Annotated in this window: 12 protein-coding genes and 1 riboswitch; of the genes, 10 read left to right on the top strand and 2 right to left on the bottom strand. The window is 69.5% G+C overall.

The window, feature by feature from the left end; translation table 11 throughout:
* Positions 1-60: 60 nt before the first annotated feature.
* The 6 genes from ACTJKK_RS00410 to ACTJKK_RS00385 all read left to right on the top strand — a co-directional run bounded on the left by ACTJKK_RS00410 (position 61) and on the right by ACTJKK_RS00385 (position 5045).
* Positions 61-924 carry an Fpg/Nei family DNA glycosylase gene (locus ACTJKK_RS00410; protein ID WP_440746619.1) on the top strand — a complete coding sequence of 288 codons (864 nt, stop codon included), beginning with the start codon at positions 61-63 and terminating at the stop codon, positions 922-924.
* A gap of 66 nt (positions 925-990) precedes the next feature.
* Positions 991-1137, top strand: a riboswitch (FMN riboswitch).
* Between the two features lie 54 nt (positions 1138-1191).
* Positions 1192-2247 carry a bifunctional diaminohydroxyphosphoribosylaminopyrimidine deaminase/5-amino-6-(5-phosphoribosylamino)uracil reductase RibD gene (gene ribD / locus ACTJKK_RS00405; RefSeq protein ID WP_440746618.1) on the top strand — a complete coding sequence of 352 codons (1056 nt, stop codon included), beginning with the start codon at positions 1192-1194 and terminating at the stop codon, positions 2245-2247.
* Positions 2247-2894 (top strand): riboflavin synthase, encoded by a 648-nt coding sequence (locus ACTJKK_RS00400; protein WP_440746617.1) that lies wholly within the window; start codon positions 2247-2249, stop codon positions 2892-2894. The genes ribD and ACTJKK_RS00400 overlap by 1 nt, the downstream gene beginning before the upstream one ends.
* A complete protein-coding gene (gene ribA / locus ACTJKK_RS00395; RefSeq protein WP_440746616.1) occupies positions 2891-4156 on the top strand; it encodes a GTP cyclohydrolase II in 1266 nt (421 codons plus the stop codon). Before ACTJKK_RS00400 ends, ribA begins: the two co-directional genes overlap by 4 nt.
* Entirely contained in the window at positions 4153-4626 is a 474-nt protein-coding gene (ribH, locus tag ACTJKK_RS00390) for a 6,7-dimethyl-8-ribityllumazine synthase (protein WP_247623052.1), read from the top strand. The genes ribA and ribH overlap by 4 nt, the downstream gene beginning before the upstream one ends.
* A gap of 65 nt (positions 4627-4691) precedes the next feature.
* A complete protein-coding gene (locus tag ACTJKK_RS00385; RefSeq protein WP_247623053.1) occupies positions 4692-5045 on the top strand; it encodes a Fe-S protein in 354 nt (117 codons plus the stop codon).
* Positions 5046-5645: 600 nt separating this feature from the next.
* On the opposite strand, the gene ACTJKK_RS00380 is transcribed toward ACTJKK_RS00385, so the two are convergent.
* A complete protein-coding gene (locus tag ACTJKK_RS00380; protein WP_440747192.1) occupies positions 5646-6635 on the bottom strand; it encodes a LacI family DNA-binding transcriptional regulator in 990 nt (329 codons plus the stop codon).
* 159 nt (positions 6636-6794) lie between these two features.
* On the opposite strand from ACTJKK_RS00380, the gene ACTJKK_RS00375 reads away from it, so the two are divergent.
* The 4 genes from ACTJKK_RS00375 (at position 6795) to ACTJKK_RS00360 (ending at position 11868) form a co-directional block, all read left to right on the top strand.
* Positions 6795-7712, top strand: coding sequence for a carbohydrate ABC transporter permease (locus tag ACTJKK_RS00375; protein WP_247623054.1), 918 nt, complete (start codon positions 6795-6797; stop codon positions 7710-7712).
* Between the two features lie 46 nt (positions 7713-7758).
* Complete coding sequence (locus ACTJKK_RS00370) at positions 7759-8604, top strand: carbohydrate ABC transporter permease (protein ID WP_247624713.1); 846 nt, start codon at positions 7759-7761, stop codon at positions 8602-8604.
* Between the two features lie 76 nt (positions 8605-8680).
* Positions 8681-10036: an ABC transporter substrate-binding protein gene (locus ACTJKK_RS00365; protein WP_336640751.1), complete on the top strand. Its 1356-nt coding sequence runs from the start codon at positions 8681-8683 to the stop codon at positions 10034-10036.
* A gap of 95 nt (positions 10037-10131) precedes the next feature.
* Positions 10132-11868, top strand: coding sequence for a glycoside hydrolase family 35 protein (locus ACTJKK_RS00360; RefSeq protein WP_440746615.1), 1737 nt, complete (start codon positions 10132-10134; stop codon positions 11866-11868).
* Positions 11869-11892: 24 nt separating this feature from the next.
* On the opposite strand, the gene ACTJKK_RS00355 is transcribed toward ACTJKK_RS00360, so the two are convergent.
* Complete coding sequence (locus ACTJKK_RS00355) at positions 11893-12390, bottom strand: GAF domain-containing protein (RefSeq protein ID WP_440746614.1); 498 nt, start codon at positions 12388-12390, stop codon at positions 11893-11895.
* Positions 12391-12418: the final 28 nt, after the last annotated feature.

The raw sequence follows: 12418 nt of genomic DNA, 5'->3' as shown, positions 1-12418 counted from the left end.
CGTCCCTCCCGCCCGGTGCCGGGGGGTGACGATGTCGGATGCCGGTGGCAGGATGTTCGCATGCCCGAGATGCCGGAGGTGCAGGGGCTTGTCGACTTCCTCGGCGAGCGCGTCGTGGGGCGCACGATCACGCGCACGAGCGTGGCGGCGATCGCCGCGCTGAAGACCTACGACCCGTCCAACACCGCGCTGCACGGCGCCGTGATCAGCGGCGCCTCGCGTCGGGGCAAGTTCATCGTGCTCTCGTGCGGAGACGATCTTCACCTCGTCTTCCACCTCGCGAAGGCGGGCTGGCTGCGATGGTACGAGACCCTGCCCACGACGATCATCAAGCCCGGCAAGACGCCGATCGCCCTGCGCGTCGCGCTCGACGACGGCAGCGGGTTCGACCTCACCGAGGCGGGCACGAAGAAGTCCCTCGCGGTCTACGTCGTGCGCGACCCGGCGGAGGTGCCGGGCATCGCCCGTCTCGGCCCGGACCCTCTCGACGACGCCTTCACCCGCGAGGTGTTCGCCGGTCTCCTGGACGGCAAGCGCACGCAGATCAAGGGCCTGCTGCGCGATCAGGCGGTGATCGCCGGTATCGGCAACGCGTACTCCGACGAGATCCTGCACGCCGCGCGCATGTCGCCGTACGCGATCGCCGCGACGCTCGACGACGCGGCGATCGACTCGCTGTTCGCGGCGATGCAGGCGACTCTGCGCGAGGCGCTCGCCGAGGCATCCGGCAAGCCCCCGGCCGAGCTGAAAGACGCCAAGCGCCGGGGGATGCAGGTGCACGCCCGCCGCGGCGAGACCTGCCCGGTCTGCGGAGACACCGTGCGCAGCGTCTTCTTCGCCGACCGCTCTCTCGAGTACTGCCCGACCTGCCAGACGGGCGGAAAGGTGCTCGCCGACCGACGCCTGTCGCGCCTGCTGAAATGAGCCGAGACGTCGCCGGATGACGGGGAATGAATTCCGCGCGGGCGCGTTGAGTACACTCAGAACATCAACGTGCTCCGGGGTCGGTGGGAATCCGAACCGGCGGTGACAGTCCGCGAGCGTCTCGGTTTCGACCGAGGTGCCGATCCGGTGGAAATCCGGGACCGACGGTGATGCGGGAGAGATCCCGCTAGTCCGGAAGGGAGGCAGCACGATGCGCCGCCGTGCGCGCCGTCCGCCTCCCCCGGAGCCTTCAGAGAAGGACGACGGATGGCAGTGAACGAGACAGAGCGCGAGGCGATGAGCCGTGCTCTCGCGCTCGCGGCGCTCGGCCCCCGCGGCGTGAACCCGCAGGTCGGCGCGGTCATCCTCTCCCCCGACGGCACGATCCTCGCCGAGGGATGGCACCACGGCGCCGGCACCCCGCACGCCGAGGTCGACGCGCTGTCGAAGCTCGCGCCCGGCGCAGCGCGCGGCGCGACGGCGGTCGTGACCCTCGAACCCTGCAACCACACCGGACGGACCGGTCCCTGCGCGCTCGCCCTCATCGAGGCCGGCGTGAGCCGCGTCGTCTACGCGCTCGACGATCCCGGCGCCGTGTCGGGCGGAGGCGCAGAGCGGCTGCGGGCCGCGGGCGTCAGCGTCGAGGCCGGCGAGCAGGCGGATGCCGCGCACGCCGTGATCGACGGATGGCTCACCGCGCAGCGCCTCGGCCGCCCCCACGTCACCGTGAAGTGGGCGCAGAGCCTCGACGGACGCGCCGCGGCCGACGACGGATCGAGCCAGTGGATCACCGGTCCCGCTGCCCGTGCCGATGTGCACCGCCGCCGCGCGGCATCCGATGCCATCGTCGTCGGCACCGGCACCGTACTGGCCGACGACCCCTCGCTCACCGCTCGCGACGGAGACGCACTCCTCCCCGACCAGCCCGTCCCGGTGGTCGTCGGCTCGCGCCCCACTCCGGCGGATGCGGCGGTGCGCCGGCATCCGCACAGTCCCCTCTTCTTCGACGGACACGACCTGCACGCGGTGCTCGCCGACCTGCACGGCCGCGGCATCCAGAGCGTCTTCGTCGAGGGCGGACCGACCCTCGCGAGCGCGTTCGTCGCGGCGGGGCTGGCCGATCGCGTGCTCGCCTATATCGCCCCCGTGCTGCTGGGCGGAAGCCGCCTCGCCCTCACCGACATCGGCGTCTCGTCCATCGGCGAGGCGCACCGCCTGACGATCGACGAGTGGCTGCCCCTCGGTGCCGATCTGCTCGCGATCGCCCATCCCGCTTCTCTCCCCACCGCTCTCCCCACCGCGTCGACCGAAGGAGCCGTCTGATGTTCACCGGGATCATCGAGGAGATCGGCGAGATCACCGCCATCTCGCCGTCGGGTGACGGCTGGCGTCTGACCGTGCGCGCTCCGAAGGCCGCCGCCGACGCCGTGCACGGCGAGTCGATCGCCGTCTCGGGCGTATGCCTGACCGTGGTCGCCTCGGATGCGGATTCCTTCGACGCCGACGTCATGAAGCAGACCCTCGACGTCGCGGCGCTCGGCGATGCCGCCGTCGGCACCCGCGTCAACATCGAGAAGGCGATGCCCGTCGGCGCGCGCCTGGGCGGGCACATCGTGCAGGGCCACGTCGACGGCGTCGGCACGGTTCTCGAGGTGCGGCCCGGAGCCCAGTGGAGCGTGCTGCGCATCGGCCTTCCCGCCGACCTCGCCCCGCTCGTCGTCGACAAGGGATCGATCTCGGTCGACGGCACCTCGCTCACCGTCAGCGCGGTCAGCGACCCTCCTTCGTCAGGCTCAGGACCCCACGAGCAGCACTGGTTCGAGATCTCCCTGATCCCCGAGACGCTCGCCGCGACGACCCTCGGCACCCGCGCCGTCGGCGACCGCGTCAACCTCGAGACCGACATCCTCGCCCGGCACGTCGAGCGCCTGCTCGCGTTCCGGAACGCACCGGAAGGAGGCTCGCGATGAGCCTTTCCACGATCGCCGACGCCCTCGACGCCCTGCGCGCCGGGCGCCCCGTTCTCGTCGCCGACGACGAGAACCGCGAGAACGAGGGCGATGTCATCCTCTCGGCCGAGCTCGCCACCCCCGAGTGGGTCGCGTGGACCGTGCGCTGGTCGTCCGGATTCATCTGCGCGCCGATGCCCGCCGACCGCGCCGACGACCTCAACCTGCAGCCGATGGTCGCCGCGAGCGAAGACGCGCGCGCCACCGCGTACACGGTGAGCGTCGATGCCGCCGAGGGCGTCACGACCGGTATCAGCGCGCACGACCGCGCGCACACGCTCAACGTGCTCGCGAACCCCGAATCAACCGCCACGAGCATCATCCGCCCGGGCCACGTGCTGCCGCTGCGCGCGGTCGACGGCGGGGTGCGCGAGCGCAGCGGCCACACCGAGGCCGCGGTCGATCTCATGCGCCTCGCGGGACTGCAGCCGGTGGGGGCGATCGCCGAGGTCGTCGCCGAGGACGGCAGCATGATGCGGATGCCGGGGCTTCTCGAGCTCGGCGCCCGCGACGGTGTGCCCGTCATCACGATCGAGCAGCTGATCGACCACCTCAACGAGATCGACCCGCAGGGCGACAACGGCCCGGTACGCAACCGCCGCGTGAGCCTGCGCGCCGATGCGACCGTGCCGACCACGCACGGAACCTTCCGGTTCCTCGCCTACAAGGACCGCGTCACCGGCACCGACCACATCGCCGTCGTCTCGGGCGAACCGCAGGAGACCGCGCTCGTGCGCGTGCACTCCGAGTGCCTGACCGGCGAAGCCTTCGGTTCGCTCAAGTGCGAGTGCGGCCCCCAGCTCGACGCCGCGCTCGACGCGATCGAGCAGGACGGCGGCATCGTCATCTACATGCGCGGTCACGAGGGACGCGGCATCGGGCTCATCAACAAGCTCCGGGCATACAGCCTGCAGGAGGAGGGGCTCGACACGGTCGACGCGAACCTCGCTCTCGGGCTGCCGGCCGATGCCCGCGAATACGCGGCGGCCGCCGGCATCCTCGCCGATCTCGGCGTGTCGAAGGTGCGCCTGCTGACGAACAACATCGACAAGGTGAATCAGCTGCGCGAGCTCGGCCTCGACGTGGTCGAGCAGGTGCCGCTGATCGTCGGCGTCGGACCCAACAACCACCAGTATCTCGAGACCAAGCGTGACCGCATGGGTCACATCATCGGCGAGGACGAGCTCAAGGCCGCCCTCGCAGGACGGAAGGACGACGCATGAGCGGCGCAGGAGCACCCACGACCGGGAACATCGACGGACGCGGACTCGACGTCGTCATCATCGCCGGCACCTGGCACGACACGATCACGAACGGCCTCATCGCCGGGGCCGAGCGCGTGCTGAACGAGGCACGGGCCACGCACCGCCTCGTGCGCGTGCCGGGGTCCTTCGAACTCGCCGTCGCCGCACAGGCCGCCTTCGCGGGTGGCGCGGATGCGGTGGTCGCGCTCGGCGTGATCATCCGCGGCGGCACCCCGCACTTCGAGTACGTGTCGGCGGCGACGACCGATGGCCTCACCCGCGTCTCGCTCGACACCGGCAAGCCCGTCGGCTTCGGCGTGCTCACCCTCGACGACGAGCAGCAGGGTCTCGACCGTGCGGGTCTCGAGGGGTCGAAGGAGGACAAGGGCGCCGAAGCAGCGGATGCCGCGCTGCGCACCGCACTCGTCATCAAAGAGCTGCGAGGCTGAGAGCGCGCTGAGGCCAGCCTTCCCTTCGTAGCGGAGGGAAGGCGCGGACTCGTACGGTGAGGGTCATGGAGACCCTGCGCCACATCGTTCTCTTCGTCCACCTGATCGGCTTCGCCGTGCTCTTCGGAGCGTGGGCGGCGCAGGCCTTCGGCGGTAAGCGCGTCTTCACGCGGCTGATGAGCATCGGCATGGCGATCGCCGCGGTCGCCGGTCTCGCTCTCGCGGCCCCGTGGGGCATCTCGTACGACCTGAACTACGTCAAGATCGGCGTGAAGCTCGTGCTGCTGCTCGTCATCGGCGCACTGCTCGGCATCGGCACCGCGCGGCAGAAGCGCGGAGCATCCGTGCCCCCGGTGATGTTCTGGCTCGTCGGAATCCTCACCGCCGCGAACGCCGCCATCGCCGCGATCTGGCGCTGAGCCCACCCGCGGCTCGCGTCTGGCGCGTCTTTCGCGTCCCTCGCGTGCTCGTGTGCACGGAGGCGTCACGTCTGCATGGAGCATCCGCCGATTTCGTCGTGCAGGTGTGATCGAGCCGTGCAGATGTGGCTCAGCCCCGGGGCTGGCCTCCGTTCGCAGGGAGAACGCGCACGTGCAGGGAGACATCGGGCATTTCTCCCTGCAGATGTCGTCATTCCCTGCAGGTGAGCGCGAGGCGCGCACGTCTGCACGGAGATGTCACGTCTGCACGGGGCATCCGGTGGTTTCGTCGTGCGGGTGTGATCGATCCGTGCAGATGAGGCGGCGGGAGGATTGGTACTGGGTCCCTGAGCTCGTCGAAGGGCCCCGTCTCGTGTGCACCTGCGGGCGCGATGCTGTGTCAGCAGCCGGGGGCGGTGGGTTGTTCGGTGCAGGTGTGGGCGACGAAGGCGGTGTGGGCTTCGTAGATGCGGATCTGTTGGGTGGGTCCGGGGATGGTGAGGGTGCGGGACCCTTCGACAGGCTCAGGGACCCAGTTCCGGCGGGGCGGGGCCCTTCGACAGGCTCAGGGACCCAGTTGCACGGGGCCCTCCGACGGGCTCAGGGAGCGGGGCGCGGGGGCGCCGTGCTCTCGCGGACGACGAGTTCGGTGCCGACGAGGGGCGTCTGCGCGGCCTCTCCCCCGTCGAGTTCCGCGAGCAGCGCGTCGACCGCGAGTGCGCCGACCTTCTCGGGGTGCTGCTGCACCGTCGTGAGCGGCGGCCAGATCTGCGCCGCATCGGGCAGTCCGTCGAAGCCGACCACGCTGACGTCGTTCGGGATATCTCGGCCTGCTTCGCGGAACGCGCGCACCACGCCGATCGCCATCTGGTCGTTCGCGGCGAACACCGCGGTGACGTCGTCGCGGTCGCGCAACTCGACACCGGCCCGGTAGCCGGAGGCAGCGCTCCAGTCGCCCGGGATCATCTCGGGAACCCGGCGACCCCGCGCCTCCAGCGTCGACCGCCAGGCCTCGCGGCGACGCTCGGCGGAGTACGACTCGGTCGGCCCCGACACGTGCCAGACGGTCTCGTGCCCGAGGTCGAGCAGATGCTCGGTGGCGAGCCGGGCGCCCTGCGCCTGGTCGGTGTCGACGAACGGATGCGTCGAGCCGCGGTTCGAGTCGACGAGCACGATCGGCAACCCGTCGGGGATCTCGACCTCCGCCTCATCGAGCTGGTGGGCCTCGACCACGATGATGATGCCGTCGACGGCATGCTCCTCGAGACGGCGGAACGCGCCCGCCACGGTCTCGCGGGCGCTGGACTCGACCGGGATCAGGGTGAGCGCGTAGCCCATCTGCGAGGCGCGCACGGCGATCGCGTCGAGCGTGCGCTGGTTTCCGTAGGAGCTGAACGAGAACATGATCACGCCGATGGCGCGGAAGCGGCCCGATCGCAGAGCCCTGGCCGCACTGTTGGGCCGATAGCCGAGGTGCTGCATCGCCTGCTCGACGCGCTCCCTGGTCGCCGCACCGACGTAGCCGCGCGCGTTCACCACCCGGGAGACGGTCTGGCCGGAGACGCCGGCCTCGCGCGCCACGTCTTCCATCGAGGGGTCTCGCCGCCGCGGCGACTGCTCTGTCGAGGATTCCAGGGACACGATTCATCATCCATTCATGTGTTGACGTTGACACACTAGCAGCGCATCGCATATGTTGACGTTGACACACGGCGCAGTGAGCGCCTGGACTTGGAGAAGGTCTCGTCGATGACGACTGAAATCATTGCGGCACCCGGAGCCGCCGGCATCCGCCGCCGCGAGAAGCGCGACTGGAAGGGATGGGCCTTCGTCGGCCCGTTCATGCTCGTGTTCGCGCTGGTGTTCCTCACCCCGCTCGCGTACGCCCTGTACCTCAGCTTCTTCCAGGAGAAGCTGATCGGCGGCAACGCGTTCGTCGGCGTCGACAACTACGTGCGCGCCCTCACCGACCCCCAGTTCTGGGAGGCGTTCGGCCGAGTGCTGATCTTCCTCGTCGTGCAGGTGCCGATCATGCTCGCCCTCGCCCTCGGTGCGGCCCTGGCCCTCGACAGCGCACGCCTGCGCGGGGCCTCGTTCTTCCGCATCCTGATCTTCCTGCCGTACGCCGTTCCCGCCGTCGTCGCGGTGCTCATGTGGGGCTACATCTACGGCGACCAGTTCGGTCTGACGTCGAACTTCAACGATTTCCTCGGCAGCGACCTCATCACCCCGTTCGCCCGCGAGTGGATCCTCGTGTCGATCGGAAACATCGTCACGTGGCAGTTCGTCGGCTACAACATGCTGATCTTCTACTCCTCGCTCAAGACGATCCCCACCGAGATGTACGAGGCGGCCTCGCTCGACGGCGCCGGCGCCTGGCGCACGATCTTCTCCATCAAGATCCCCTCCGTGCGCGGCGCGCTGGTCATCGCGACGATCTTCTCGATCATCGGCAGCTTCCAGCTCTTCAACGAGCCCAACATCCTGCGCCCCCTCGCCCCGAACGTGATCACGACGTACTTCACCCCCAACATGTACGCGTACAACCTCTCGTTCGCGGGCCAGCAGTTCAACTACGCCGCGACGATCGCCATCATCATGGGCATCATCACGGCCGTGATCGCCTACGTCGTGCAACTGCGCGGCTCGAAGTCGGAGGTGCGCTGAGATGGCACTCCCCCTCGCCCGCTCCACGCGCAAGCGCAACGACCCGATGAACCCGCGGTCGTCGAAGACGCTGCTGATCGTGATGGTCGTCTACGCGCTGTACACGCTCGTGCCGCTCGTCTGGCTGCTGTTCAGCTCGACCAAGACGCAATCAGGGCTCTTCAGCTCGTTCGGCCTCTGGTTCGCCGACGACTTCGCGTTCATCGACAACCTGGTCGCGACGTTCTCGTTCCGCGACGGCATCTTCCTGCGCTGGCTGGGCAACACGCTGCTCTACGTCGTGGTCGGCGCGGGCGGCGCGACGCTGCTGGCGACCATGGCCGGCTACGGCCTGGCGAAGTACCGCTTCCCCGGCCGACGCGCCGTCTTCGCGATCGTGCTCGGAGCGGTCGCGGTGCCCGGCACGGCGCTCGCGGTGCCCACCTTCCTGCTCTTCAGCGAGCTGGGGCTGACGAACACCCCCTGGGCGGTCATCATCCCCTCGCTCATCAGCCCGTTCGGCCTCTACCTCATCTGGGTGTTCGCCTCGGAATCCGTGCCGACCGAACTGCTGGAAGCCGCTCGCATCGACGGCGCCGGGGAGTTCCGCACGTTCTTCACGATCTCGATGCGCCTGCTCGCACCCGGCATCGTGACCGTCGCCCTCTTCACGGTCGTCGCGACGTGGAACAACTACTTCCTGCCCCTGATCATGCTCTCCGACCCCGCCTGGTACCCGCTCACCGTGGGCCTGAACCAGTGGAGTTCGCAGGCGATCGGGGCCGGATCCCAGCCGATCTACAACCTGGTGATCATGGGCTCGCTGCTCACGATCATCCCGATCGTGATCGCCTTCCTGCTGCTGCAGCGGTTCTGGCAGTCAGGTCTCACCGCGGGAAGCGTCAAGCAGTAAGCACCCCTCTTCCCGCACCTCGCATCGCAGAAAACGTCGATCCGACGCTGGATCGCACCCCCGAAAGGACACAGCAATGAAGCACCTTCCTCACCCCGCTGCGCGCCGCACCCTGACGGTGCTCGCCGCCGGCACCGTCGCGGCTCTCGCTCTGGCCGGCTGCAGCACCGGAGGCACCGGCGGCGGCAGCGCCGCCGGCGACGGATCGTTCGACTCGGTCGAGGCCGCGCTCGAGAAGGGCGGCGAGATCACGTACTGGTCGTGGACCCCCTCCGCCGAGGCGCAGGCCGCGGCGTTCATGGAGGAGTACCCGAACGTCAAGGTCAACGTCGTCAACGCCGGCACCAACACCGACGAGTACACGAAGCTGCAGAACGCCATCAAGGCGGGCTCCGGTGCCCCCGACGTCGTGCAGGTCGAGTACTACGCCTTCCCGCAGTTCGCCCTCACGGATGCCTTCGTCGACCTGTCGCAGTACGGCTTCGGCGACTTCGAGGACGACTACACCGCCTCGACCTGGAACTCGGTCACCGACGGTGACGCCATCTACGGCCTCCCCCAGGACTCGGGCCCCATGGCGCTGTTCTACAACAAGGCCGTGTTCGACGCCGCCGGCATCGCCGTGCCGACCACGTGGGACGAGTACTACGAGGCCGCGAAGGCGATCCACGCCGCGAACCCCGACGCGTACATCACCAACGACACCGGCGACGCGGGCTTCGCGACGTCGATGATCTGGCAGGCCGGCGGCCAGCCCTTCTCGACCGACGGCACCGACGTCACGATCGACCTTCAGGACGAGGGCTCGAAGAAGTGGACCGAGAACTGGAACCGCCTCGTCGAGGAGGACCTCGTCGCCCCGGTCAGCAGCTGGAGCGACGAGTGGTTCCGCGCCCTCGGCGACGGCAGCATCGCGACCCTCGTGATCGGCGCCTGGATGCCCGGCAACCTCATCTCGGGTGCGCCCGACGGCGCCGGTGACTGGCGCGTCGCTCCGATGCCGACCTACGACGGCACCCCCGCCAGCGCCGAGAACGGCGGCGGCGGCCAGGCCGTGACCACGCAGAGCGAGAACCCGGAGCTCGCGGCCGGATTCCTGTGGTGGCTCAACAACTCCGAGGACAGCATCTCGCTCTTCCTCGAGAGCGGCGGCTTCCCGTCGACCTCCGCCGAGCTGTCGAGCGAGGAGTTCCTCTCCGACGCCCCGGAGTACTTCGGCGGCCAGAAGATCAACGAGGTGCTCGCCGCAGCGGCCGAGGACGTGGTCCCCGACTGGAGCTACCTCCCCTACCAGGTGTACGGCATCAGCATCTTCGGTGACACCGTCGGCCAGGCCTACCAGAACGGCACCGACCTGAACGAGGGCCTCATCGCCTGGCAGGACGCGCTGGTCGAGTACGGCAACTCGCAGGGCTTCAGCGTCAACAAGTAACACGGTGGCCGGATCGGGCCCTTCGACAGGCTCAGGGAACGATCCTGAGCTCGGGACCCGATCCGGCCACTTCTCTACCGAAAGCACTTCACATCGTGACCTCCTTCACCATCGGCGACACCGACTTCCTCCGCGACGGACGGAAGCACCAGGTCATCGCCGGCGCCCTGCACTACTTCCGCATCCACCCGGACCAGTGGCAGGACCGCATCCGCAAGGCGCGCCTGATGGGTCTCAACACGATCGAGACCTACGTCGCCTGGAACGCGCACGAACCTCGGCGCGGCGAGTGGGACGCCACCGGATGGAACGACCTCGGCCGCTTCCTCGACCTGGTGCACGCGGAGGGGATGGACGCGATCGTGCGCCCCGGACCGTACATCTGCGCCGAGTGGCACAACGGCGGGCTGCCGACCTGGCTGACCGCCGGCGAGCGCGCTCTGCGCTCCTCCGATCCGGCGTTCCTCGCCGACATCAGCGCCTACCTGCGCCGCGTGTACGAGATCGTCGCCCCGCGGCAGATCGACCGCGGAGGTCCCGTCGTGCTCGTGCAGATCGAGAACGAGTACGGCGCCTACGGCTCCGACAAGGCCTACCTCGAAGCCCTCGTCGCCCTCACCCGCGAGGCCGGGATCACGGTGCCGCTCACGACCGTCGATCAGCCCACCGATCAGATGCTCGCCGATGGCAGCCTGCCCGAGCTCCACAAGACCGGCTCGTTCGGATCGCGCAGCACCGAGCGTCTCGCGACCCTGCGCGCGCACCAGCCCACCGGGCCCCTCATGTGCTCCGAGTTCTGGGACGGATGGTTCGACTGGTGGGGCGGGGTGCACCACACGACCGACGTGGATGCCGCGGCATCCGATCTCGACGCCCTGCTCGCCGCAGGAGCGTCGGTGAACATCTACATGTTCCACGGCGGCACGAACTTCGGCCTGACGAACGGCGCGAACCACAAGGGCCGCTACCTCCCGATCGTCACGTCGTACGACTACGACGCCCCGCTCGACGAGGCCGGCGATCCGACGGCGAAGTTCTTCGCCTTCCGCGACGTGATCGCGAAGTACGCACCCGTCCCCGACGAGCTGCCCGCGCCCCGGGCATCCGCCCCGGTCACGAGCGTCGAACTCACGCCGGCCGGCGCATGGACGGATGCCGCGGCATCCGCTTCTCCTGCTCCACTTCCGGCCACGTTCGACGAGTTGGGGCACCTCAGCGCCCTCGTGCGCTACGACGTCGCCCTTCCTCCGATGAGCGGCCCCGGGCTGCTCACGGTCGAGGAGGTGCGCGACCTCGCCTGGGTGAGCGTCGACGGCCAGCCCGTCGGCACCCTGTCGCGCACGCGGCACGACCAGGCGCTGCGGATCCCCGCCGGTCGCACCCTCAGCATCCTCGTCGAGGAGCAGGGTCGCGTGAACTACAACCATCGTCTCGGCGAGGAGAAGGGCCTGATCGGCGCTCCGATGCTCGATGGCGCGCCCCTCGGCGACTGGACCTCGACTCCGCTCGACGTGCAGGCCATCGCCGACGAGGTCGCGACCCGCACCGCCCCCCGATCGGGCGACGGCCCGCGCGCCTGGACGGGTGACCTCGTGCTGGATGCTCCGGCCGACCTCTTCCTCGACACCGGCGCGTGGAGCAAGGGATACGCGTTCGTGAACGGGTTCTTCCTCGGCCGCTACTGGCGAAACGGTCCGCAGCGCACGCTGTTCGTTCCCGCGCCGGCGACCCGCGCCGGGGCGAACCGCGTCGTCGTCCTCGAACTCGAGGAACTGCTCTCGCCGCGTGCGGAGTTCGTGCGCGGACTGTGCCTGGGCGACACCGAGGAGTGACCGAACCCGGCGAGGGCAGAGGGCTCAGACGTCTCCGCGATGCCGCTGCCAGATCGCTGCCGTGGGCGGCGTGACGCCCTCGGCACGGATGCGCTGCCAGTTGCGTCCGCCACGACCGAAGGCGGCCTGCACGGCGCCGGGGACGACGCTCTCCTCGATCGGCTCGAGGATCCAGTCGCAGCGGCGCACGTGCACCAGGTCTGCGGCGAGCGCGTCCGCCGTATCGTCGTAGGTCCACGGGCCGGTGAGCCGCCCGAGGTAGCTCAGGCCGTCGATGTCGCGCGTCCAGACGTAGGCCCCGATCGGCGCCTTGGCGAAGCGCTCGATCCTCCACGCCAAACGGATGCCGCTCTGCTCGTCGGCGCGGGTGAGCGCGTCCTCCAGCACCGTCGGCGTCGGCGATACTCGGCCGCCGATGCCGCAGATCCCGAGCGCGAGCGCCCGCTCGGCTCCGACGCCCCGCGGCACGGAGTCGTCACGCGAGCGCATCGGGGCCCGGTAGACGGGCATTTCGGTCGCCATGCAGATGTCCCCTCGTCGGCCCGACTCT

Source organism: Microbacterium sp. 22179 (assembly GCF_052045715.1).
GTDB classification, from domain to species: domain Bacteria; phylum Actinomycetota; class Actinomycetes; order Actinomycetales; family Microbacteriaceae; genus Microbacterium; species Microbacterium galbinum.
The sequence above is the reverse complement of the archived record's forward strand: the minus strand, read 5'-3'. Positions and strand labels throughout refer to the sequence as shown.

What these genes read in the sequence shown, in the direction of transcription:
- ACTJKK_RS00410 (WP_440746619.1), top strand. Translation starts at nt 61, where the DNA reads ATGCCCGAGATGCCGGAGGTGCAGGGGCTTGTCGACTTCCTCGGCGAG.
- ribD (WP_440746618.1), top strand. Translation starts at nt 1,192, where the DNA reads ATGGCAGTGAACGAGACAGAGCGCGAGGCGATGAGCCGTGCTCTCGCG.
- ACTJKK_RS00400 (WP_440746617.1), top strand. Translation starts at nt 2,247, where the DNA reads ATGTTCACCGGGATCATCGAGGAGATCGGCGAGATCACCGCCATCTCG.
- ribA (WP_440746616.1), top strand. Translation starts at nt 2,891, where the DNA reads ATGAGCCTTTCCACGATCGCCGACGCCCTCGACGCCCTGCGCGCCGGG.
- ribH (WP_247623052.1), top strand. Translation starts at nt 4,153, where the DNA reads ATGAGCGGCGCAGGAGCACCCACGACCGGGAACATCGACGGACGCGGA.
- ACTJKK_RS00385 (WP_247623053.1), top strand. Translation starts at nt 4,692, where the DNA reads ATGGAGACCCTGCGCCACATCGTTCTCTTCGTCCACCTGATCGGCTTC.
- ACTJKK_RS00380 (WP_440747192.1), bottom strand. Translation starts at nt 6,635, where the DNA reads ATGGAAGACGTGGCGCGCGAGGCCGGCGTCTCCGGCCAGACCGTCTCC.
- ACTJKK_RS00375 (WP_247623054.1), top strand. Translation starts at nt 6,795, where the DNA reads ATGACGACTGAAATCATTGCGGCACCCGGAGCCGCCGGCATCCGCCGC.
- ACTJKK_RS00370 (WP_247624713.1), top strand. Translation starts at nt 7,759, where the DNA reads ATGAACCCGCGGTCGTCGAAGACGCTGCTGATCGTGATGGTCGTCTAC.
- ACTJKK_RS00365 (WP_336640751.1), top strand. Translation starts at nt 8,681, where the DNA reads ATGAAGCACCTTCCTCACCCCGCTGCGCGCCGCACCCTGACGGTGCTC.
- ACTJKK_RS00355 (WP_440746614.1), bottom strand. Translation starts at nt 12,390, where the DNA reads ATGGCGACCGAAATGCCCGTCTACCGGGCCCCGATGCGCTCGCGTGAC.